This window comes from Paenibacillus sp. GSMTC-2017, assembly GCF_016019935.1.
Lineage (GTDB): Bacteria > Bacillota > Bacilli > Paenibacillales > Paenibacillaceae > Pristimantibacillus.
On the sequence record NZ_JAECMT010000001.1, the window covers coordinates 138,552 to 162,298 of the forward strand.

At 38.4% G+C, this 23,747-nt stretch carries 23 protein-coding genes and 1 pseudogene; 18 read left to right on the top strand and 6 right to left on the bottom strand.

Translation table 11 applies throughout. The features are described from left to right. Nucleotides 1-278 precede the first annotated feature (278 nt). Nucleotides 279-488, bottom strand: a complete 210-nt coding sequence (locus I6N90_RS00605; protein WP_197933593.1) for a hypothetical protein — start codon at nt 486-488, stop codon at nt 279-281. 500 nt (nt 489-988) lie between these two features. Between I6N90_RS00605 and I6N90_RS00610 the strand changes: the two genes are divergently transcribed. The 7 genes from I6N90_RS00610 (at nt 989) to I6N90_RS00640 (ending at nt 8,087) form a co-directional block, all read left to right on the top strand. Beyond that, entirely contained in the window at nt 989-1,732 is a 744-nt protein-coding gene (locus I6N90_RS00610; RefSeq protein ID WP_197933594.1) for a DUF4386 domain-containing protein, read from the top strand. 160 nt (nt 1,733-1,892) lie between these two features. Then, the gene (locus tag I6N90_RS00615) at nt 1,893-2,159 is read left to right on the top strand and encodes an ABC transporter permease (protein ID WP_332262417.1); all 267 of its coding nucleotides are present in this window, start codon (nt 1,893-1,895) and stop codon (nt 2,157-2,159) included. Further along, nucleotides 2,152-2,598, top strand: coding sequence for a sensor histidine kinase (locus I6N90_RS00620; protein ID WP_197933596.1), 447 nt, complete (start codon nt 2,152-2,154; stop codon nt 2,596-2,598). Before I6N90_RS00615 ends, I6N90_RS00620 begins: the two co-directional genes overlap by 8 nt. Nucleotides 2,599-2,735: 137 nt before the next feature. Beyond that, on the top strand, nt 2,736-3,284 hold the full coding sequence (locus I6N90_RS00625) for an RNA polymerase sigma factor (protein ID WP_232242453.1): 549 nt from the start codon (nt 2,736-2,738) through the stop codon (nt 3,282-3,284). After that, nucleotides 3,271-4,071: a hypothetical protein gene (locus I6N90_RS00630; protein ID WP_197933597.1), complete on the top strand. Its 801-nt coding sequence runs from the start codon at nt 3,271-3,273 to the stop codon at nt 4,069-4,071. Before I6N90_RS00625 ends, I6N90_RS00630 begins: the two co-directional genes overlap by 14 nt. A 176-nt stretch (nt 4,072-4,247) precedes the next feature. Next, nucleotides 4,248-4,385, top strand: coding sequence for a hypothetical protein (locus tag I6N90_RS00635; RefSeq protein ID WP_197933598.1), 138 nt, complete (start codon nt 4,248-4,250; stop codon nt 4,383-4,385). A 363-nt stretch (nt 4,386-4,748) separates the two neighbouring features. Further along, nucleotides 4,749-8,087 (top strand): immunoglobulin-like domain-containing protein, encoded by a 3,339-nt coding sequence (locus tag I6N90_RS00640; RefSeq protein ID WP_197933599.1) that lies wholly within the window; start codon nt 4,749-4,751, stop codon nt 8,085-8,087. 194 nt (nt 8,088-8,281) lie between these two features. On the opposite strand, the gene I6N90_RS00645 is transcribed toward I6N90_RS00640, so the two are convergent. The 3 genes from I6N90_RS00645 to I6N90_RS00655 form a co-directional block, all read right to left on the bottom strand. Beyond that, nucleotides 8,282-8,623, bottom strand: coding sequence for a hypothetical protein (locus I6N90_RS00645; RefSeq protein ID WP_232242454.1), 342 nt, complete (start codon nt 8,621-8,623; stop codon nt 8,282-8,284). A gap of 582 nt (nt 8,624-9,205) precedes the next feature. Then, complete coding sequence (locus I6N90_RS00650; RefSeq protein ID WP_197933601.1) at nt 9,206-9,748, bottom strand: stage II sporulation protein M; 543 nt, start codon at nt 9,746-9,748, stop codon at nt 9,206-9,208. A 106-nt stretch (nt 9,749-9,854) separates the two neighbouring features. Next, nucleotides 9,855-10,022, bottom strand: a complete 168-nt coding sequence (locus tag I6N90_RS00655; RefSeq protein WP_197933602.1) for a hypothetical protein — start codon at nt 10,020-10,022, stop codon at nt 9,855-9,857. Between the two features lie 514 nt (nt 10,023-10,536). Between I6N90_RS00655 and I6N90_RS00660 the strand changes: the two genes are divergently transcribed. The 5 genes from I6N90_RS00660 to I6N90_RS00680 all read left to right on the top strand — a co-directional run bounded on the left by I6N90_RS00660 (nt 10,537) and on the right by I6N90_RS00680 (nt 15,627). Beyond that, a complete protein-coding gene (locus I6N90_RS00660) occupies nt 10,537-11,406 on the top strand; it encodes an AraC family transcriptional regulator (RefSeq protein WP_197933603.1) in 870 nt (289 codons plus the stop codon). Nucleotides 11,407-11,709: 303 nt separating this feature from the next. Further along, nucleotides 11,710-12,453, top strand: a complete 744-nt coding sequence (locus I6N90_RS00665) for a hypothetical protein (RefSeq protein WP_197933604.1) — start codon at nt 11,710-11,712, stop codon at nt 12,451-12,453. Nucleotides 12,454-12,691: 238 nt separating this feature from the next. Continuing rightward, nucleotides 12,692-13,627, top strand: coding sequence for a cysteine synthase A (gene cysK, locus I6N90_RS00670; protein ID WP_197933605.1), 936 nt, complete (start codon nt 12,692-12,694; stop codon nt 13,625-13,627). Nucleotides 13,628-13,833: 206 nt separating this feature from the next. Continuing rightward, complete coding sequence (locus I6N90_RS00675) at nt 13,834-14,751, top strand: DUF4180 domain-containing protein (protein WP_197933606.1); 918 nt, start codon at nt 13,834-13,836, stop codon at nt 14,749-14,751. A gap of 18 nt (nt 14,752-14,769) precedes the next feature. Beyond that, nucleotides 14,770-15,627: an alpha/beta fold hydrolase gene (locus tag I6N90_RS00680; protein WP_197933607.1), complete on the top strand. Its 858-nt coding sequence runs from the start codon at nt 14,770-14,772 to the stop codon at nt 15,625-15,627. Between the two features lie 106 nt (nt 15,628-15,733). On the opposite strand, the pseudogene I6N90_RS00685 reads toward I6N90_RS00680, so the two are convergent. Next, nucleotides 15,734-16,371, bottom strand: a pseudogene (locus tag I6N90_RS00685) (class I SAM-dependent methyltransferase). 81 nt (nt 16,372-16,452) lie between these two features. Further along, nucleotides 16,453-16,653 carry a hypothetical protein gene (locus tag I6N90_RS24570; protein ID WP_232242455.1) on the bottom strand — a complete coding sequence of 67 codons (201 nt, stop codon included), beginning with the start codon at nt 16,651-16,653 and terminating at the stop codon, nt 16,453-16,455. Nucleotides 16,654-16,709: 56 nt separating this feature from the next. Between I6N90_RS24570 and I6N90_RS00690 the strand changes: the two genes are divergently transcribed. The 6 genes from I6N90_RS00690 to I6N90_RS00715 all read left to right on the top strand — a co-directional run bounded on the left by I6N90_RS00690 (nt 16,710) and on the right by I6N90_RS00715 (nt 23,709). Continuing rightward, nucleotides 16,710-18,140, top strand: a complete 1,431-nt coding sequence (locus tag I6N90_RS00690) for an MFS transporter (protein ID WP_197933608.1) — start codon at nt 16,710-16,712, stop codon at nt 18,138-18,140. A 47-nt stretch (nt 18,141-18,187) separates the two neighbouring features. After that, nucleotides 18,188-19,006 (top strand): hypothetical protein, encoded by an 819-nt coding sequence (locus I6N90_RS00695; protein WP_197933609.1) that lies wholly within the window; start codon nt 18,188-18,190, stop codon nt 19,004-19,006. A 249-nt stretch (nt 19,007-19,255) separates the two neighbouring features. After that, nucleotides 19,256-21,868: a hypothetical protein gene (locus I6N90_RS00700; protein WP_197933610.1), complete on the top strand. Its 2,613-nt coding sequence runs from the start codon at nt 19,256-19,258 to the stop codon at nt 21,866-21,868. 197 nt (nt 21,869-22,065) lie between these two features. Continuing rightward, nucleotides 22,066-22,647: a YdcF family protein gene (locus I6N90_RS00705; protein ID WP_232242456.1), complete on the top strand. Its 582-nt coding sequence runs from the start codon at nt 22,066-22,068 to the stop codon at nt 22,645-22,647. Between the two features lie 218 nt (nt 22,648-22,865). Then, the gene (locus I6N90_RS00710; protein WP_197933611.1) at nt 22,866-23,189 is read left to right on the top strand and encodes a DUF5713 family protein; all 324 of its coding nucleotides are present in this window, start codon (nt 22,866-22,868) and stop codon (nt 23,187-23,189) included. Nucleotides 23,190-23,244: 55 nt separating this feature from the next. Continuing rightward, on the top strand, nt 23,245-23,709 hold the full coding sequence (locus tag I6N90_RS00715) for a DUF4259 domain-containing protein (RefSeq protein ID WP_197933612.1): 465 nt from the start codon (nt 23,245-23,247) through the stop codon (nt 23,707-23,709). Nucleotides 23,710-23,747 lie beyond the last annotated feature (38 nt).

A 23,747-nucleotide genomic window follows, 5' to 3' on the forward strand; every position in this document is an offset into this window, starting at 1 on the left:
AGAGGGCGTCTTTGAAAAAATGATCAGAATCGCCTTTTTAGGCTTTATTTAGCAACAATCTGGTGGAATGGGGTAGGCTGAATAAGTTGCCTTTATTTATAAAAGCAAACCACATGGAATTTTTTTAAATCAATTTGAGTGTATGCGCAGCGAGGAAGAGTTGTCGTAGACTATAAAATGTTTGGAAGACGATATCCTATATTCGGGATTTTTCAATTAGAATTTTATTAAAGTCGGCCATGACGGCCGACTTATTAAGTGAGGACAACATCTAATTTTCATTCATTCTTAAGGTTGTATACTAATTTATCGTAGAACTTTACAGTTGGAGGTCCAACACTACTAGCTGTAAATACATAAAACTCTGCTCTATTGTTAGTCCCATCGACGTAAGCTCCAATATTCTCCCATACTTTGCAACCGCCAGAAGGAATGTCTTTGCCACCTAAATTTTCATCTGCATTGGTACCGGGGTCATACTCCCGCAAAGTAAAATGTCCTCCTTGATTCGTGCAAACCCTAAAATCATCACCTTTGGATCCTACTACTATACTTTTATAAGTTATTCCACCCTGATACGCCATTGTGTCGGTACCTACTAACTGCCAGCCATCTGTACTTGCCGTTGAGAATGGGACTGCAACGGATAAAGATAAGGACTAGGCCACTAACAATGTACTAATTCGTTTTGCTTTCATTTTTCTTAACGCTCTCACACTAATAACCTCCTAAAAGTAAAGTAACTGCTAGAAAACTATAGCACACCCATAATAACTCTATGGTAAAAAGACATATTTTATAATGTTGCAAAATAGCGAATCATATTCCATAACAGGCAGTTTTCTAGACAGAAAATACAACTAATGAACCCTCTTTTTTTATATTGTTCACTTTTTGGACAGTAAATTAAACATACTAAAGTATCTGTTTCACCTTATCTTTTCCTGTTACTTTATTGTAAAAGACAGTGAAGAAAGGGAGGATTAATATGGCATCAAACACATTTTTAAATGAAACTAAGCTGGGTAAACGTATATATTCAGTTAAAAGTTCAGCGGCAATAACTGGGCTGTTATTAATAGTAGGGCTTATTGCAGGTGTATGTAGTGTTGTTCCTGTTATTGATGGAGCAGATTACCTTGTAAAGGCCCATACTAATGAAACACAAGTACTAACAGGAGCATTATTCCAACTATTAATGGTTGGTTCATATGTTGGTGTTCCTATAATGATGTATCCGATTTTAAGTAAACATAACAAAGGTTTAGCTATGGGATCTGTTGCTTTTGGCAATATTTCGGGTGTATTCATCATAATAGGTGTTATCATTCTTCTTTTGCTTTTAGAACTAAGTCAATCATATGCAACTGCTGATCCACCAGATATATCGTATTTTCAAACATTAGGCGAAATGTTACGGGCAGGACGTGATTTGGTAAATCACGTGGCAACAACGCTCGTATCTGTTTTGGCTATGCTCTTGTTTAACTGTATATTTTACAGATCAAAACTAGTTCCACGTTGGTTGTCATTGGGAGGAATTATAGGATCTTCATTATCCATTGCGGCTAGCTTATTATTTATGATTCGCTTCATTGGAATAGATGCAACTTACATGATGCTAAACTTACCAATAGCGTTGCAACAATTGCTTTTGGCTATATGGCTAATCGTTAAAGGATTCAACGGGATGGTTCAGCTACCGGAGCGAAAAGATACATTTTTATCTTGAATCCAATAGTTTCAATACAAAGAACCTTCAATGCCACTCGTTTGTGGTGTTGAAGGTTTTTTTCGTACGTCTGGTTGTTTCAGATAAATGCCACACCAAAAAACAATGATTTTCAAAGCTAATTCTAAGCTGACCGTGTCAAAATGCTTCTTACCAAAACATTCAAGTTACTGAGCGAACAAAGGAAATCGGAATAATGAAAGCCATCGGTTCCAATAAGAAACAGATAAAGCGAATGATTTCGGCGGAGAGTATTTTCATTGCATTTATGAGCTGGTTGCTAACCGCTGTAATCGGAGTGCCTATCGAATATGTAGGCTCCATCATAATGGGAAATATCGTTATAGATACGCCTCTGACTATTAATCTCGCTTCGTTTATCATTCCGAATTTGATCTGGTTACGTCCGAAAAGAGTTTATGTTTGATAAAATCATTCGAGACGTTATCATATTGTTTGAGTCACAAACGAATGCTAAAGGAATTGTGTTAAGTTGTGTTCTAGAACCGAATACATTAATAAACGGAGATGTTAATCGATTAAAACAACTCGTAATTATTTTGATTGACAATGCCATTCATTATACAGATCATCAGGGTCGGATAGATGTTAAGTTGGTCAAACAAGAAAAAACGATTGAAATAAGTATATCCGATACAGGTATAGGGATCGATAAAGAGCATTTGGAGAAAATTTTTGATCGGTTTTATAGAGCTGAACAATCAAGAGGAAGGAATAGTGAAGGAGCCGGGCTAGGCTTAGCTATAGCAAAATGGATTGTAGCAGAGCAAAACGGTTCTATTAAAGTAGCTAGCAATCCTGAGCAAGGAACGACGTTCCGAGTTTCTCTTCCAGACAATCAATAGAATCATTCAAATCAGAGGCAATACACTGCTGCAAAATTAGTTGCCGGTAGTGTAATGTTTTTGTTGCAGCAAAAGAAATTATATTAATTCCGAACCTTAGCGTATTATGACTTGTCTATTTAATGAGGTGATAGGTATTGAGTGAACAGTATCTAAAGTTTATTACACAGGTAGATTCAAATACATTGAATTCTCTAATGGATCAGTATGGTCAGGATGTTTGGAATTTTGCCTATTTTCTTACTAAAAATCGAAATGCATCTGATGATATCACTCAAGACGTCTTTATTCAAGTTTATAATCACGTAGATTCGTTTCGTGGAGAGGCCTCTATAAAAACCTGGTTACTTACAATAACGAGGAATATTAGTCGTAATTTTCTTCAGACCGCCTTTATTCGCAAAGTTCTACTTGTGGATATTGTAACTTCCAAAGGTACCTGTAGATCCGCGGAAGAACTATTTATCGAGGAAGAAGCAGCGAATGAAATTTGGAAGAAAGTATTTATGCTTCCTACCAAATATCGTGAAGTACTCGTGCTACAAGCAAAGTATCAGCTATCCATTTCTGAAATATCCGACATCCTCAAGCTTCCGCAAGGTACAGTCAAATCAAGGTTGTTTGAAGCACGAAATAAAATGAAACAATCGCTGAGCAAGGAGGGATTGCTTTATGAATCAATCTGAACCTGATTGGTATGATGATCTACATGGAAATCCACTTCGTAAAAAAACATTTACAAATGACTTGGCTGACAAAATTAGAGCTAGAACCCTCCCAACTGTTAAAGCTCCTCCAAAAAATTACCGAAAGTATTGGGTTGGTGGTGCAACTTTACTTGCAATTGGATTTCTATTGTTTACTAGTGATGCACCCATATTTGATCGTTTACCATCATCAGCAACCACCGGGATTGACTTATCTAAAGAAGATAATATAATTATGCCTTCCGATAGTAAGTTAATGAATTTAATTAATAAAGAGAAAGAAGACGGTTATCAACAGTATTTTTTGCACAAAGAAATCATTGATGGTACCAGCATGCTGTTATTTACAAATAAATTTGTTACAGGACAGGGAAGAATGATCTTATCAGCTGGTTTCGCTACTTGGACTTCTTCCAAACTCATTTGGACAGAAGAAAGGTTAGGAGAAATTGACATCGATTATGTTACCGCTGATGAATATGAGAAAGCATTCCTTAAAAGAGATGTTATGCGCTTTAGTGGTCAAAAAATTTCAATTCCATCAGATTCTTCTTCACATCTTTTATTCGGTCCTGTTTGGAGCCACCATGTTACAAAAGTGAGGATAACCGATGAAAACAATATCCAATATGATGTAAAAGTTGTTGATCCTGAGTTAGTTTCGTATAAGATATGGTATTCGTTCATACCTTTCACACAGGGAATAATCAATGTTGAGGCGCTTGATAAAGATGATTTGGTGTTAGATCGTATTGAAATAAAGTAGTCCGTTAATACGGGCTATTTTTTTTGTAGTTTTTATACTATTTAATCATTAAACTACAATATTGCTCTTTGATGTAATTGCCTTCTCAAAGCTAATTCTAAGCTGAACGTGCCAAAATGCATATAACAGGAAGATGAATAAATAAAAGTACGATGATCTTAACGGAGGCGACAAGAATGAAGCAAGTACAATTTGTTAGCTCTATCCTCTCATATTTTCTTATTGCCATTGCGATAGGTGGAAGTATAGCACATTTTATAGTTGGTCTGAATGTAAACGTTATCCATCATGCCAATAAAGGAAAGTGTCGTTAAAATGGCATGCTTGGATAGGCAGTTCTTCAGTTCTAATAACGATTATACATGTAAGTGGAATGTTTTTTACTGTTGTAATAATCGAATAGTTACTGCTTATGTTCGTTTATTTTGTAGGCAAAAAGAGCGGAAGCGTAAAGAAAAGATAATGAGTATACAAAAAGTAAAATCATTTCATTCAGAATAAGCGAAATTAATTCCTATACTAGATAAAGAACATACATTTATAACTGTAATTATTGAACATAACTATTAATTTTAATGTTAAAATGGAACTCGTAGTACCATATACTGGCGATAGGAATGCATTAAAGGGAGGATAATTTGGTAAGCCACTAATTAGATAGGAGAGATGAGATAAGCATGATTAAAAACAAACTTAATTACGTCGGGAAGACGTCTTGGATGATCCGCTTTTTGCTGGCATTTATACTTACGCTTGTGCCGATCCTTGCCGCGATGCCCGCATCGGTAGCCGCTGCCGACACGCCTGACCAAACATCTGGAGCAGGGGATCCGGGGAGCACGTACCGTGCGAACGGACTTGCTCAAAGCTTTACGGCAGGTAAGTCCGGCTATTTGAATCAAATTGATTTGTACATGGTTGATTATGGGAGCTCGGGAATTGTGTTTACACTAAGTATTTATGCAGGACAAAGTGTCTCCGGAACGGTGCTTGCTTCAGCGACTTTTGGCAGCAGCGATGTTCCTTATGCTCCTGGAGGCTGGTTGTCTGTACTTTTTGACCAGCCGTTACAGATACAGGCAGGGCAGCAGTATACGATGCACTTAACTTCTTCCATCGGCGATACGCCGCAAACGGTGTGGAAGCTCTATTCTACCAACGTTTATGAAGGAGGACGAGCATATACTGCTTCCAGTTGGTCTGATTATGACATGGGCTTTACCACTTTTGTCGGTGACTCTCCAAGAGATTATACGACTACTCTCACCGTTTCTCCTATAATCGGTACATACGGCCAATCGATAATGATTTCAACGACGCTGACAACTCCGGAAGGGCCGCTTGCAAATAAGAGAGTTAATGTCTTCATTAACGGAAGTGCTATCGGATACTTAACGACGAATTCCGCAGGTTATGCTTCAGGAAACTATTCAATCAGACAAGCTGCGGGAAGCTATGAGCTAAAAGTTGCGATAGCAGCTTCACATCCTTATCCTGCAGCGGAGAAGACAACGACGCTAACAGTCAATAAAGCCTCGCTTACTGTAACGCCTAACAATGCCACTAGACCATATGGAACAACAAATGATAATTTCACTATGGGTTTTATCGGACTTATGGCATGGGATACAGCTGCCTCTCTCGGGCAACCGGTATATTCGACGTCAGCTGACATTTCCAGTCCAATTGGAAGTTATGACATTACAGCCAGCGGTTTGACATCAACGAAATATACAATTATCTACTCGCCGGGCAAGCTAACTGTGACAAAAGCGCCCTTAATCGTCACTGCGGCGGATCAATCTCGAGCATATGGGCAAATCAATCCGTCTTTGAACGGTACGATCACCGGTCTTGTGAATGGAGATGCTATTTTGGCGTCTTTTTCGACACCAGCATCCGTATCAAGTCCAGTGGGAGCATATCCGATCGTTACAGCCCTATCAGATCCGGAAGGAAAGCTGAGTAACTATCAGGTTGTCATTGAGGATGGCGAACTTACGGTTACAAAAGCAGCGCTACGCGTTGCGACCGATTCGGTATCGCGTTGGGTCGGCAAAGCGAATCCGCAATTAAATGGTAATCTTATAGGAGTAGTTGCCGACGACTCCATTACGGCAAAGTATGAATCATCTGCGACAGAAGATAGCGCTGAAGGTGTTTATGATATTACTGCACAGCTTCTAGATCCGTTAAACCGTTTGTCCAATTATATGGTCATAACCGACACAGGCAAGCTAACCGTCTATGCTGCTCCAAAGCCGGTGTTTGCCGCAGGAGAGATAGCCAATAATGTGAAATCGAATATAGTGTTGCCAACCGTAGATGCTTCAGGCCGTCGGATCCGCTGGTCGTCTTCAGATAACAGCTTGCTTGATGCAACAACAGGGACCGTGCATCAGCCGGCTTACTCGAAGGGCGACTCATCCGTAACGCTGGAAGCAGCAGTTGATGCGAATCAAACAACCTATAACATTCAATATAACTTAACAATCGCCGCTGCAGATATGTCTGACGAAGAAGCAATAGCCCGAGACATAGCACTGCTTGCGATCGGTTACGCAGCTGGAGATGATGAAAAGCGCGTGCGCAGTGGTCTGACGCTCCCAACTACAGGTGCAAACGGTTCTGCCATTACATGGGCTTCAAGCCGAACAGAGCTAATTAATCCCACTATCGGTTCGGTTTCACGGCCATCATATGAGGATGGAGATCAAACAGTTACACTAACAGCTACGGTAAAGAAAGGGTCGAAAACGGACAGCATCCAGTTTCAATTAATTGTTTTAAGGAATAATCCACTTGTTGTGGAGCCAGAGCAACCTCAAATTGTTGTGGGGTCTGAGTTTCCTCAATTGAATTTTTATATCGATTTCATCACCGAGAATAATCAGAAGGAACGAATTAAACTTACACAGTCTGATGTGAACGCCGGTTTGTTTGAAGTTGTTAAAAATAAAGCAAAGGGATATTTCGAGCTGCGCGGAGAAACCGTTCACAAGCTGCTCCAATTAAATCCTTCGTTTGTGTTTCAAGTAACAACTACCGGCGGCACAATGAGGTTGCCTATCTCAGGATTGGCAGCTGCTGCAGATAAGCAATATGCAGGCAAGTACGCAGATAAACTCAACTTTACGATATATGCTGGGGAGATTGAGGCTGCTGCTTCTTTATTGACAGAGCTAACATTGCGGGGAGCAGAACTATTGTCTGACCCTGTTCAGTTTAAAATTGTTATGAGCAATGGCGACGGTACAGAAATTGCCATTAACCAATTAGCTAGCAAAGTAGAAAAGCGTATTGCGGTTGCACACAGCGGCGCGGATACAATTATAGCGGTATGGAACGAGCAGCTTCAACAGCTTCAATATATTCCGATACGAAATCAAAATATCGGAGAGCAAGCCTACGCGCTACTTCCAGTCAGTAGCGATGGCTTATACATGAAGATCGTTCACCGGAAAACATTTGCTGATATGCAGGGACACTGGGCTAGAAACGAAGCGGAGAAGCTGGCTTCCATGCTCATCTTTGAAGGAAAAAGGGACGGCGCCTTTGATCCGAATGCCGGATTAACACGAGCGGAGATAGCAGCGCTGCTAGTCAGGGCTTTAGGCATCCCCACGGCAACTCAGCCAGCAGCATTTTCTGATATTACCGAGCAATGGTACGAAACTGCGGTTTCCTCCGCAGCAGCAGTCGGATTGGTAACTGGATACGAAGACGGTAACTTCCGACCGAATGATTTTGTTACAAGGGAAGAACTGGCGGTCATCCTTGCGAGAGCGATCGCATACGATAGCGGCTCTGCTTCTAATGTCCCTGAAATCGGTTCGGAGCTTCTGAACGATTCGAGTGAGGTATCGAACTGGGCTGCAGATGCGGTTCAGCAAATAATTACTTACGGCATTGTTAAAGGTGACCATGAAGGTAACTTCAATCCGCAGCAAACCGCAACCCGTGCTGAAATGGCGATTATGCTAAGCAGATTGCTTGGAAAGCTTGGATATATTTAGAATAAATGCAGGTGAAAAAGTAAAGAGTCTATTCGAGTAGATCGGAATAAACTAATCAAAAACAGTGGCAGCCAGGGACCAATTCATGAAGTCCTAATCTGCCACTGTTTTTTTGAGATTAAAAAAGATCATCCCATTAGTACCATTTCATCAACACTTTCTACATATCTCTATACGATTGTCTAAGTATTTCTTCAAATAAATTGAAGGTAAATAGCTGAAACGTAAGTCCAAGCATTTGGTGTAACATAGAGTGTATACGTATCGTAAGGAAGATTGTTTAAACTACCGGTGGAAGGTCCGCCAATCGACGAAGAAAACACAGTAACGCCAGCGCTATTTTTTACGTGATACTGATACCACAGAACTGGCCCATGTTCAGGAGGGCCGTCGCTCTGGGCATCAATATGAATGGCCAATCTCCCTTGGCCTGTAATAGATTTTGAATAAGCAGATGCAGAAACTGATGTTAAAGGTATAATGGCAAAGATTAATGCTAGGAGCAACATAACTGGCACTATTTTTTTCTTCATCATCTCACAACCCTTTTCATATGAATTTTGGAATCCCTACAATACTTCCTAAAGCATTAAACCACTTTTCTGCCGCATTCCTCCTATCCTGGAAGTTATAAACAAGATAACATGTTAAATCTTCTGAAGAGAATAGTACAAATCTATCATTTATAGACTCAATAATTAACATATTTCAATAGCATATAGTAGAGGCGAATCATTATAATAGTGCTATTTAATCCAACAAATGATATTTTTCTATTAAAATTGACATAGCTTTTATAGACAGAGGCTCTTACGCCGAATCCCAAAATCCGTTTTTATAATGAATTGTCGGATGATAAGAAAGTGAGTCGATTAAATACCCCATGAATCGAGTTTTTTTGTTTTAAACGATTACCGATTTACAATTCTCATCCGCACAAGCTTATGTAATTGCAGTGATTGTTAACCTTACTGGCAGATTATACAGTGAACGCCATCACACGAAGTAGATGGCGCTTTTCGAAACATGTATGAACTCTTTCACTCCGGTTCCTTTAATTTGTATCATTTTTCTCCGAATGAGAGGCCGAAAACGAAAAAGGCAGTTGCGAGAGATCATTATCGTGTCAAGTCCATGATTACCGGAGTTATATGCGCTTCAATTAGACTTGCGGCAATCAGCATAACCGTTACCACAGCAAACAAAGCAGCACTTTGTCTAGCTTCCTTTCGCCATTGAATCTTTTCCCGTAGCTTGATCGCCCGTGCAAAGAAGCCTAGCGGTCGCAACCCAATTGCTCCCGCTAACAGCAAGGCTGGAATTTCCAAAATGCCGTGTGGAAGCAGTCCGGCCAAAAGGGTCGGATAGGAATGAACTGCCGCAGACAGCATGATAATAAATCCGATCATAATCCCGTTAAACAGCAGCATGATAATAGTAGGAATAGAAAGCAGAATGCCAGTGCCTGCTATAAGGAGAGCTACTGCGATATTATTAAGAGCAAGGTTATACCATGCGATATCCTGACCTGGACGATAGTACAAATCTGGGTGTATGTTCACAAAGCTCCCTAGTAGAACTCCCATAAACAAACCGCTGGAGAACAGTATGCTGGAAAGTAGCAGTCGGTTTTTTTCTTGTATCCACAATTTTTTTAGCATCTAACTCACCTCTTTCACCTGAACTTTCAGAACAGGAGGATATCAGCCTACATAAAACATAGGAAAAGTGTATCTACCGCTAGCGCAGATACACTTTTGTTCATCCTTACAAAGCAACAGCGACATCAATCAAACCAAGGTTAATTAGGCTAAGCAGAAGTCCCCTGATTGGTTCAAGCTGCGGTGGGAGTGTACCGGTTTCTATCAAGTTCCGAATAATTTCTAAGGCAATTGAAAGATCCACACCCAACACTTGCGCTACGTCTATCCACATATTACATCACCTCCTTCTCCTAACATTCTTCATGCTATGTAAAAATGATAGAAAGGTTCACAATTTGATAGAGATGTCTGATAGATTCGAGTGAGATGTCTGATAGATTTGAGAAAAAACAAGTAGTTGAATAATACACAAAGGGGAGGTGATGCAACGATATCCTGCTCTTTTTAATAAACTTACAGACAGGATAGTTGTATGAAAATGTTGAAATCATTTACTGCACAACAAATAAAAGGAGGTCATTAAGTAACTGCTGAAATCAAAAACAAGTTGAAGATAGCAGAATCAATTGCGAAGACTTATTTTCCAATTGGGTAGAAAGCTATACAGATTCAGCAGTAAGACTTATGGAATGAAATTAGTAGACGAATCTTATTCCACTAATCATTCACACCAGATTTTTCTTAAGTTTACTGAGCCGAAATATACCCTACAAGATGGTGCACTAGATGTCGGGAAGGGGATAACCTTCTTTGTTATGCTTGGAGTAACGAGAGGAGGCGATATCATGGATATGCTGGCGCAACTTAACAGAGCTTTAACCTATATTGAGGAGAATCTTACTGATCGTGTGGACTATCAGGAGGCAGCGAAAATTGCCTGTTGTTCAGAATATCATTTTACTCGGATGTTCTCATTTCTTGCAGGCGTCACTCTGTCGGAATACATCCGCCGAAGACGCCTAACTTTAGCAGCACTCGAGCTAAGTCACAGTGACATCAAGATTATTGATGCTGCGATGAAGTACGGATACACTTCCCCGGATTCCTTTACTAGAGCTTTCCAAAGCATACATGGAATTACTCCTTCGGAAGCCCGTATTCATGGAAAGTCCCTAAAAGCCTTCCCTCGGATGACGTTTCAACTGACTATCAAAGGAGGAAGTGAAATGAACTATCGAATTGAAGACAAAGAGGCTTTTCGCATCGTGGGGATTAAAAAAAGAGTTCCCATCGTATTCCAAGGAGTGAATCCTGCAATTGCATCTATGTTTGAAGGACTCACTCCAGAAATGATTGATAAGATTAAAAGCTTTTCGAATGTTCAACCTTCAGGACTAATTAGTGCTTCCACGAATTTTAGTGAAGGGCGGACTCAGGAGGAAGGAGAGCTCGATCATTACATCGGGGCGGCCACTACGAAAGATGGGGAGGGCTTCGCCCAATTGGAGGTGCAGGCTTCTACATGGGCTGTATTCACAGCCGTCGGTCCTTTTCCCAGCGCACTTCAAGAGATTTGGGGACGCATTTATTCCGAATGGTTTCCGTCCGCGGAATATGAAATTAACGAAGGACCGGAAATACTTTGGAATGAGCACAAAGATGTAACAGCGCCACAATTTAAAAGTGAAATATGGATACCTATTATAAAGAAATGAGCAACGTTTGTTAAAGTACTGGAGAACGATTGCTCTATGAAAACAAGAAAATATAATAAAAAAGCGGCGTCTTAGTACTTGTAATCATGTCCTAAAATGCCGCTTTTTTAAAACTATCATTTTCTGATAGTAGCTACAACTAGATTGTTCTATTACTTATTAATTCAATTACTTAAGTCAAATCAATTAACGATTATTCGTCCTTACATCACACATATTTACTATTTTTTGGTGGATATTCGCTCTAGCATATGTTACTATATTTGTGTAAAAAAACTATTTTATATCAAGAGGAGGTAACACATGAAGAAGTTTTGGTCATTTTGTTTAGTTGGAGTTTTATCATTTGGTTTGATAGGAAGCACAATATCAGCCAAACAAGTAGTGAAGAGCGGATCGATCGTTCCCAATGGTTTTGAAATTGTTAAGACCTATAAAGCATTTGAGCCATTAAGCAAACAAAATATGAAGCAGCTCGGACTTCCTGATCAAAAAATTGAACCACAAGTAACAAGTAATAGTGCCAACGAAAAGATTGAATTTGAAACATTAGAAAATGAAACAAGACCTGTACATGATTTGAGGAATAAGCTAACAGGAGAAATTGTAACTCAATATGAGTCAAATGTTGTTGTTTTAGCATCTTCAGCCACCTATTCTACAAATGGTAGTGATTCGACTTTATCTGTTAGAGCATACGGAACTCTTTTTTATATATTTAGCGGTAGTGTTGATGAATATGCTCATCTTGATAAAGTCAGCTGGCGTTACGAAATCTCTGACAATAACGCTAGAATCGTAAATAAGACTCATAAATTCGTGCAAAGTGGTGCCTATGGAGGGCGCGCTGTTAATCAAAATAAAACTTTAAACCCAACAGCTACATCAGGTACTGATCTTGTAAGAGACTGGGGCTGGAGTCCTGTTGATACATTAGCTGGGTACTGGAAGTTGGGAGTTGAAATGAACGCTACAATTGGTAGAACGAACAATTCTAGTACTTGGACTATGCAAATTCTAGTTTTTAGATCTTCTGCTCTTCCATGAGCAGGTAAATGAAGACCGTTTCATATGAAAGCAGTGTGAGAATTAAGGGAAGGCGCTCTTTAAAAGGGCGTCTTTTTCATTCTGTCATTGCATCTACCACATGCAATGCCTACTTGTAATAACCTCCATTCTTAAGAGAACGTATAAAGTGTAAGTTTGTAATTAATAAGAACAGATGATACTGTTAAGATATAAAACCAACTTAGTTGGAATTATTTTTATTAGGAGGTTTTGCATTATGTCTAAAATAGCGAAGAATCTAACCGATCTTATTGGAAATACTCCGTTACTAGAGCTCTCAAATTTCACAAAAAAGAATCAGGTCCAATCTAAAATAATTGCTAAACTGGAATATTTCAACCCAGCTGGAAGCGTAAAAGATCGCATTGGTTTTGCTATGATAAAAGATGCTGAGGAAAAAGGACTTATTAATTCGGATTCCATAATTGTTGAACCTACGAGTGGCAACACAGGGGTTGGTTTAGCCTTTGCAGCTGCTGCACTTGGTTATAAGTTAATTATTACTCTTCCTGAAAGTTTCAGCTTGGAACGTAGAAAACTTCTTATTGCCCTTGGTGCAGAATTAGTTCTTACCCCTGCAAATGAAGGAATGTCTGGTGCGATAGCCAAAGCAGTAGAAATAGCAGCAGGAATTCCTAACTCATTCATTCCGCAACAATTTACAAATCCAGCCAATCCCGACATTCATAAAAGAACGACTGCAGAAGAAATTTGGAGGGATACAGATGGTGAGGTAGATATTTTCGTTGCTGGAGTTGGCACCGGAGGGACAATCTCAGGGGTCGGTGAAATTCTCAAAGATCGTAAACAATCAATTAAGATAATAGCTGTAGAACCTACAGATTCTCCAGTACTATCTGGAGGTAACAGAGGTTTACACAAAATTCAAGGAATCGGAGCTGGCTTTATTCCGGAAAACTTCAATAAAGAAGTAGTCGATGAGATTTTTCAAGTTAAAAACGAAGAAGCATTTGAGACTGCTCGTCAGCTCGCCAAGAGTGAGGGATTGCTCGTTGGCATTTCCTCAGGAGCTGCAGTCTTTGCCGCTGTCCAGCTTGCCAAAAGACAAGAAAATAAAGATAAAAATATAGTCGTTCTCCTACCGGATTCCGGAGAACGTTACTTATCGACAACATTATTTCCAGATGCTTAGATTACACCATTGCAATCCACTTTAATGATGGTATTCTATAAAATCAAAAGTTGTTCGTTCGCCCATCTGAAGCTGATTGACTGAACTTGATGTTCAGCGCAATCGGCTTTTTTGCGTGAGAGGAGACAGTTATATGATTAAAACGATCGACAATTACATTAACATATGTTACAGTTAACCTATGTTAAATATAACGAGGTGTAATTATGTCAATTCAATTAGCAATATTAGGCATACTCAGTTGGAAGTCCTCAACAGGATATGAACTAAAAAAGATTTTTGAGGATTCCTCCTTTATGTATTGGTCTGGTAATAATAATCAAATTTATAAAGCATTAATGAGTATGGAAAATGAAGATTATGTTACTAGTGAAGTGGTTCATCAGGATAACTCTCCTTCAAAAAAAGTATATGCCATAACAGAAGAAGGACTTAAAGAACTAAAAAAATGGCTTGTATCATCTACAGAAGCTCCTGAGATAAAAAAATTATTTTTGGTGCAGCTTGCATGGTCAAATATGTTAAGTAATCAAGAATTAAATGAGTTACTCTCAAATTATGAAAATGAAATCAAACTGCAATTGATTATGCAAAATGAAAAATACAAACGTGCACTTCATTCACCGAATAGAAGTACTAGAGAAAGTTTAGTATGGGAAATGATTTCAGAAAATATTATATCAACCTATAATAATGAACTTAATTGGGTACGTGAAACCCGTCAGAAGTTATTTGAAAATGAGGTCATGGAGGAAAAAGACAAAATGAACTATCAAATTAGAGAACTAGAGAGTACAAAATATATTGAACTCATTTCTACTACTGATCCTTTAAGTACAGAAAACGATGCTCTTGATCTAGTAGCTTTATGCTGGGAACATGAGACAAATGCGCTTATGATTCACTATGTTGCTTTATCAGAAGACTTCTTCAAACTTAGAACCAAATTAGCCGGAAATATGATTCAGAAATTTATAAACTATGGTATTAAAGTTGCTGCAATTATTCCGCAGGAGACAATTCAAAAAGGCAGATTTAAAGAAATGGCTATGGAAATGAACAAAGGCAATCATTTTAGAATGTATGAAAGTAACGAAGAAGCCGAAAAATGGCTTCTGAAATAGAAAGAAAGGTGAGTGGAAATGGGGAAAATATATAAGTCAGAAATAGGCAAAAGAGAAGTTTTAGGACAGTACCGAAAAATACTCGCTAACTGGCCAGTGGAAAATGACCAATACGAAATTGAAACAAGTTTTGGACCAACTTTTGTTATAGAGTCTGGATCAAAGGACAATCCCCCACTAATTCTCCTGCATGGAAGTGTGTCGAATTCTTACACCTGGCTCGGCGATGTAGTTGCTCTTTCTAAAACATACAATGTCTATGCAATTGATATTATTGGAGAAGCAGGATTATCGGCGCCAAGCCGACCAAGCTACAAAAGTGGGGCATATGCTTTATGGTTGAACGAAACAATAACTGCACTTAGATTAAGTACCTGTTCAATTGTAGCTATGTCATTAGGCGGCTGGATGGCATTGAGTTTCGCCACCAGCTATCCGGATAAAGTTAGTAATTTGGTTTTGCTTTGCCCTGGAGGGCTTGCACATGAAAAATCCAGTTTCCTATGGAAAGCCATTTTTTTCTCCCTACTAGGAAAATGGGGTCAGATTCAAACACTCAAATTAGTGGGTGTTAATATCTCTTCATCATCGTTATCCGGATTGGGAGAAGATCTTGCATTCGCATCACTTACGTTCAAATATTTCAAACCACGAACGGCCAAGATGCCACCATTTAGTGATCATTCACTTGCTCAATTAACTATGCCGATTTTAATGCTTTTTGGTGATTCTGATCAATTAATACCTGCAAGTAAGTCTATTAAACGACTTAAACAATTTGCACAACACGCTAGCATCGAGATGCTGCCTGATACGGGCCATTTAATTATCAACCAAGCAGATCGGATACTTAAATTTTTGAACTCAAAAATTTAAGGAGGATTAAAGTTACAGTGTACGATCTTTTAGATGTATGTTATATGGAAAATCTTTTAATCACTGATTGGGAAGTAACATTAAAAGACGTATACTGTATCTGAAACTATAGTTTTCTTGCTTTAATTACAAAAGTTACAGGAAGCATCTTTGCTTTTTTTGCAAAATCGCTGTTATTGCCCCTCGATCATATAATATCTTCATCCGTTTGTTCAATCATTTGCTCAATTACAAAATCCGCTTTTGCTAATGCATTCACATAGGTTGATAGTTTACGTTCTGATAATGTTAGTATACCTTCATCAAGAGATACCGAATACCAAGATTCATCGAAATAGCATTTTTCAAAAGTAAGCCTATTATTTTCTGCAACAACACATTTGTGTATAGGGTGAGACCAACTGAAAATAAATACGCCGTCTCTTTTGAGGTAAGAAGCGATCCGGCAAAAAAGTACCCTCAAGATCAGTGGTCCAGCCTATGGCATAAATAGAATATACAAAGTCAAAATAATCCACTGGTATGCAACAGTTCAGATGCCTTGCGTTCCCCCTAATATTGCAAGGATTGACCGTCCCCACAGCCTATCTCCAGTATCTTTTTCCCTGAGACATCGCCAAATAGCTGACATTTTTCTTCTGAGACAAATGATTCATAAAAAGGAAGGACGATCGCTCTTAAGAAGTCATTTCCTTGTGTATCCCAATAGAAGCTGTTTGTTTTTTAAACAAAATTTTTGTCCATATCGACGTCCTCTCTTAAAACAAATAATGAGCTTATCCGTATATCTCTACTTGTACGTTAACCAAATAAAAATAAAACATATTAAACACGAACACTTTGAGTTATAGATTCCAAATAATGTACCATTTTTCCACGAACAATTCCACCTAAAATATTCCAGTTAATATCCATTTGAAATCGTTTATTCAGTTCTCCTATTTGGCAGAACCAACGAATAGAGATGATGGGATATCTGCTACTGATCCAAACCCAGAATATTTGTGTGGAAAAAACTGTTGACATTATAGGGTAGGGGGGTATAGTATACGTATGTAAACTAAATCAAGGAGGAATACAAAATGTCAGGAAGTTCGAATGCTATGACTAATGCGAATCCGCTAAGATGGAAAGCATTGTTCTTGCTATGCTTGGCCCAGTTCATGGTTATCATGGACACATCTATCATCGGGGTTGCTCTCCCAGCGATTAAAGAAGCACTTGGCTACTCGCAAAACAACCTGCAATGGGTGTTTAATGCTTATGTCATTTTCTTCGGGGGATTATTGCTATTAGGAGGCCGACTATCGGATCTATTCGGTCAACGCAAAATGTTTATGCTCGGGTTTATAATCTTGTCACTTGCTTCGCTGTTAGCCGGATTAGCTTGGTCCGAGGAGTCGATGAATATCGGTCGAGCCCTTCAAGGATTTGGATCTGCGCTAATCGCTCCAGCTGCATTGACCATTATCATGCAACTTTTCGTCGCTAACCCTAAGGAATTAGGCAAAGCTTTCGGCTTCTGGGGAGCATCCGCGGCGGCAGGCGGTACAGCTGGGGTATTCCTCGGAGGAGTCATTACGGAATGGCTAAGTTGGAATTGGACATTTTTGATCAACATCCCCGTTGGCTTGTTCGCTATTTTGTACAGTATGTATGTCCTTCCAAAAGGAACGAAAAGTAAGGGCAGCATCGATATTATAGGATCACTGACTGTCACGGCTGCGTTGGTGCTGGCAGTATATGCAATCGTCACTTCGGAACATAACGGATGGGGAACGCAAACATTCAGTTTGTTGGCTATTGCTGCTGTACTGTTCATTCTGTTTCTGATCGTGCAAGCGAAGAAAAAGGAACCGCTCGTTCCTCTACGAATATTTAGAGCTCCGAATCTACTTGCGAGCAATATCATTTTGGCAACTCTTGCAGGTGCTTGGATTCCGCTGTGGTTTTTCTTGAATCTTTATCTTCAACAAGTGCTTAACTACTCGGCATTCATGGGTGGGGTTGCTCTGTTACCGATGACGATCCTCATCATGATCTTGATGGTCGGAGTCATGGGAAGGCTTGTTGGCAAGTTTGGCATTAAAGGTAATCTCGTCATTGGTATGCTTATATTAGCAGGGTCACTCTTCCTGTTCGCTGGAAATACCCCAGAAGGAGGAAACTTCGTTACCAACGTGCTTTGGGCTTCTCTACTCGGTGCACTTGGCATGTCAATGGCTTATATCCCGGCAACGATCGCTTCGTTATCAGGAGCAAGACCAGAAGAATCTGGTTTGGCGTCGGGCTTATCCAATATGAGCTATCAGATTGGTTCAGCCATTGGATTAGCTATCATGGTTGCCGTTTCTTCTTCCTTCACAAAAGGGGAGATGGATAAAGGGATCGATCAAATCGCAGCATTAAATACAGGTTTTCACTCTGCATTCGTTGGAGCCGCTATTATAGCAATTGTCGGTGCACTAATCGCGCTCATTTTCATTCGTAAAGGGAAAACATCAGAAAATTGAGAATGAGGTTAAACGTATTTAATGTCATTCATTTAATGGAGGCTAAAATGAAACGAATTTATTTGATCGGTTTACTAGTGGCACTAATTCTTGTTGCTGCTTGCGGAAAACAAAATAAACAAGAAACAGACAATCATAGTGCTCACGGAGAAGAACATGCCGGAGAGACGAAGAAGCTAGAAACGAATGCTACTTGGAAATGGTCTGAAGGAACGCCGAAATCCGGAGTAAACACCTTAATAACCGTACAAATCCAAGATACAGAAGGGAAGAGCATCGAAGAATTCGATATTAATCACGAGAAGAAGCTCCATCTCATCGCGGTTAGCAAAGATTTATCATACTTTGATCACATCCATCCGGAGTACAAAGGGAATGGGCAATTCGAAATCACGACATCGTTCCCTTCTGGGGGAGATTATAAGCTATTCGCCGACTATATTCCTACCGGTGGAGCAGCCACAACAAAGTCCGAATGGATCAAGGTAGAAGGGAACGATGTTGAACAAGTTCCGATTAAAGCATCGGACGAACATTCAGTGATTGTGGATGGGGTAGAAATCGAGCTTGAAAACAATCATCCGGAAGCCGGAAAAGCAATTGAGTTGAACTTCAAACTTTCAGATGCGACGTCCAAAGATCCGATAACAGATCTAGAGCCTTACCTAGGCGCTGTTGGGCACGTTGTAATCCTAAGCGAAGATTCAGAGCAGTATTTGCATGTTCACCCGATGGAGGAAAAAGCGAAAGGGCCGAACGCGAAATTCATGACGACTTTCCCCAATAGCGGTGTTTATAAGATCTGGGGGCAATTTCAACGAAACGGTAAAACTTTTATCAGTGCTTTTGTAGTTGAAGTGAAATAAAGTAATGTAATCTCAAGTCCGCGAAAATTCGCGGGCTTTTTTTAGTTATCGAGCAATGTTCATGTCATCTCCCAAATACAAAAACGTTTCACTAATACCGACTTCAAACGTAAATCGGGTAATCGCCTATTTATTTCACTATATTAACAATTTTATTATTTTAATGCTTTAAAACTAGTTATTTACATATTTACTTATTTCCTTATATAATTGCATTGAATCTAAATATTACCAGGAGGGATTTCTATTATGAAAGCGCTATCATTGTTTCTAGTAATTGTTTTATTTTTCACCTCTAGCTTTATATCTTCAGATCTTGCCCACGCTAATCAATCGTCATTACCCCAAAGCAATATAACACAATTAGTTATTAATTCTTCGATCAACAAACTTACGATTCGAGGTACTCCTAATGCAACATCTATAGAGGCTAATTTAACAACGATAAATAACCTTAATAATATTGACTTTAGCCTAACTCAAGATTTGGATATAGCCTATTTAACAATAAATCCAAAGGCTGAAACAAATGAAATAATAGATTTATTGATTACTTTGCCACCAACCTTAGAAATTGAAATTTTGGATGAAAAAAGCATTCTTGAATTATTTGATATCTCTGGAGAAGTATCTATCACTGATAATGAACAAGACATTACGATTAAAAACATAAGTGATTTATCTATAACAGACAAATCAGGAAATATAAAAGTCGATAATAGTAACCTTATCGGTACTCCAAATTCAATTCAAGCATTAGAGATAGAAGATGGCTCCGGCCGTATTGACTTAACTAATATTAATAGTTCCGTAGAAATACTTGATAGATCCGGTCATATTTTTGTTAACGGAGTCCGTGGCAATGTAGAGGTCATAGATGATGCTGGCCATATAAATATAAAAAATGTCACTAAAAAAGTTCTTATTAATGATGGATCCGGTGATATACATGTACAAAAAGTTGGAGGATTGATCCTTGAAGAAACGGGATCTGGAAACATAACCTACGATAAACCACTACCTATTCCTTCTTCTCCCCCCTCACAAATGTATGAAGGCATTTATATCCAAACAAATGACGGTGAAAAAACAGCATTTCCTTCGCCATCACCAATTGATGTAGAGCCATATTCAGACGTAGTCATTTCTATTTCAAACTTCAGAAATTCAACATTTGATTATACTCATTTTGATACAGACTCAAGTTCACTTATCCCTAGTTTAATTCGAAATGTGGGGGAAGGTGCCTCAGTTACTATAAATATTGATAATAGCGTCAATGTAGAGCTTTTAGATACTCTTATTATAGGAGAAAAGAACTACGATGAAAATGGAAATATGACAGAAGACTTATCTTCTATAGAACCAGCCTTAATCAAAGATCTAATTATTGGGACTATTGCTTCTAAAAGTAGTGTAAACGTAACTATCAACAATTCTGCAAATGTTACTTTAGCTAACAATAATTCAACACTGCATATTGGTGGTGGAAGTTTGATTGAAAGCGTTATAAACGTACCTGATGCTGGTTCCACAACGATTAACTCTGAAGTGATTAATGTTAATATAATTGAAAGCGCTAACATTAAATCGAATCCAGGTGCAAATATGGGGATACTTAGAATATACAAAGGACAATTAATTAATGAAATTGTAGATGGTAGAGTACTATCAGATACTAAAATTAATATTAATTTTGAAAACTCATGTAACGTGTCATCCGTATCAACTACCATTATAGATGGTGAATTAATCGATGAAGCCATTGATTCTGAAGACATTAAATCAAGTGATATTGAAGTGGAATTTATTAATTCTGCAAACGTTAATGCACTGACTTATCTAAAAGTATTAGATGGAGAATTAATCGATGAATCAATTGACTCTGAAGATATTGAATCAAGTGAAATTGAAGTGAAATTTGTTGATACTGGAAACGTTAATGCGCTTTCCAAGGTTAATGTAGACGACGGTGAACTTATTGATGAAATGCTTGATATGGAAAATCTTCACTCTTCAACAATTGATGTTAGTATATTAAGAAGTTCAAATGTTACCGCTCCCATATTATCTATTTACGAAGGTGAGTTAATTGATGAAATCTTAGATGGTGAGGGGTATTATACCTCGACTCTTCGAATCGATTTTAATGCTTCTTCAAATTTTTATGGAAAGCAGTTATTTATTGAAGAAGGCGAATTAATTGACGAGGCAATGGATAGTGAAATATCTAAATCTTCTATAATCAAAATAACTCTGAACAATACTGGTAATGTAAATTCTGAACAAGTGAATATTACCGAAGGTGAACTTATTGATGAAACTGTGGATATTGAAGATGATTTTACCCATACCGTTATGGATCTTACGATAACTTCATCGGCTAAAGTTACGGGAAATAGACTTGTCATTGTTGGTGGTGAATTAGTCGATGAAGTCGTTGATGCGGCTAATGGAATAGGAAGCATCGTTAACATTTCTATAATGGATACAGGAAATTTCAACAAAAAGGGGTCTGATCTAAGCGAGGTTTTAATAACAGATGGTGAATTAATGGATGAAATTTTAGATGTAAGTGATTCTATTACTTTATCCAATGGAAATATCAAAATTGAATCTACAGGAAATGTGACTTCTGATAGAATCATTCTAACGGACGCACAATTAATGGATGAAATAGTTGATGCAGCTTATGTTGGGGGAAGTGCGCTTTTTGTAAGCGCTGCCAATTCAGCCAATGCAAAAACATCTTCGTTAACGCTTCTAGAAGATAGTATTTTATTACCTCCAATTGATATTGACACCATAGAACGATCCAATATTGTTTACAATGTAGTAAATTCTGGCGTTCACATACAATAAGAGCACCATTAATTATATTATGTAAAAACATTGTGTTTTTAAACCGTTGAACTTTAATTAGATCAACGGTTTTTTTTGTGAAAAATAAAGGACTCGTATATCCAAAAGTGACACTACATAAATGATACCAATGTGTCCATATGTGGTATTATTTAGGAAGGATTATAGATAAAAAATGAGAGAATGCAGGTGATAGATTGAACCTTGTTTTCATTAAACGATTATTATTATTTGCAGCAAGTCTTTTTGTCTGGTTTATTATTCACTCTACTTTCGTAATAATAGATGGGTTAAATGATGAATTAAAGCTTGTTGACGTAGCTGTTGTATTAGGAAATAAAGTCGAAGTTAATGGACAACCTTCTGAGCGATTAAAAGCAAGATTAGATAAGTCTGTAGAGCTTTATAATGGGGGTTATTTTACAAATATCATTGTAAGTGGTGGTATTGGTAAGGAAGGTTTCGATGAAGCAAAAGTTATGAAATCTTATTTAATAGATAAAGGGTTACCAGAAGATAAAATTATTGAGGATAATAATGGCTACAACTCCTATATGACCGCCCAGAATACCAGCAAGATTATGGATGAATTAGAATTTGACTCGGCTATGGTTATTACTCAATACTTTCATATATCTAGGACAAAATTAGCGTTTAGAAAAATGGATATTAAAGAAGTATACTCAGCACATGCCAATATTTTTGAGTTTAGAGATATTTACTCCATAATACGAGAATTCCCAGCATACTATAAATATTTGTTAGCAGAGATTTATTAATAGTGTAACAACATTTGTAGGGTGATTCAGAAGCGCTACTTTTTTGGGTCACTTGTCAGATAATGTAGGGTTTTCTGATATAATATGTAAGAGTTTTATATGATGTGAATCTTATATACATATTATTTTTAATTTCTAATCGTTCGCATCGATTTGTGCAAGAGAAGGTCTGATAATACCTATGTGAATTTAACAACACTCAGAAAGGTGGAATCAAAATGAAAACGGATGCCAACTTAAACTATTTGCTAGACATGTATAACGACAGCTACTACCCCACTTTTTTAGTGGATAAGGTGAAAGAGCTTATCCTGGAAGTGGTACGGTTTTTGGAAAGTGGTACCCATTCGAATGAAGCGATACAGGTTGAATTGGATAAGATGACAATTGCCATTAACGATTTACAGGAAGAATTCGATGAGCATGATAGCGAAATCGAAACTGTGGCACGAGAGTCCATTGGCGCGACCATAGAAGCGATTCTGCATGCATATAAGGTGGATATCGATAGTGAGACGGCCATTAGGGAGAGAGATTGGTAATTTACTAAAGAGATTTAAATGCTAATGAAACTATACAAACAAGGAGGAACTAGTGATGGGATCATGGGGAATTAAAGCACTGGAAAGTGATGAAGGTTTGGATGTCATCGATTTTCTGCAAGATAATATTCCAGACCATTTGAGTTTGGAGCTTACCGAACTAATCACGCTCATGAAGGAAGAAGGTTTACTTGGGAAATCAATGGCAGAGATTGATTTTTATTATGACAACACAGCTATGGCACTTGCGGAACTATATCTGATGTTTCAGGAGACGGGGAAGCTGGATTACGGTCATGAAGATGAGAAAAAATCTCTTCTAACTATCCGTTCATTCGTAGCTGATGCAGAGTCCTTACGCTTGATCTTGCATTATTTGACGGATATCCGGGATGAAGTGCAGGATGAGGATGGTATAAGAGAAATCGTGGAGCTATGGCGCGATTCTCCTAGTTGGGAAGCTTGGAGGGAGTATCTGGAGCAGCTGATTATAAAAATAGAAGAACGCATAATTAAGTGAGGCATCTCTTTAGATGAAACTTATCGAAATCTTGGACT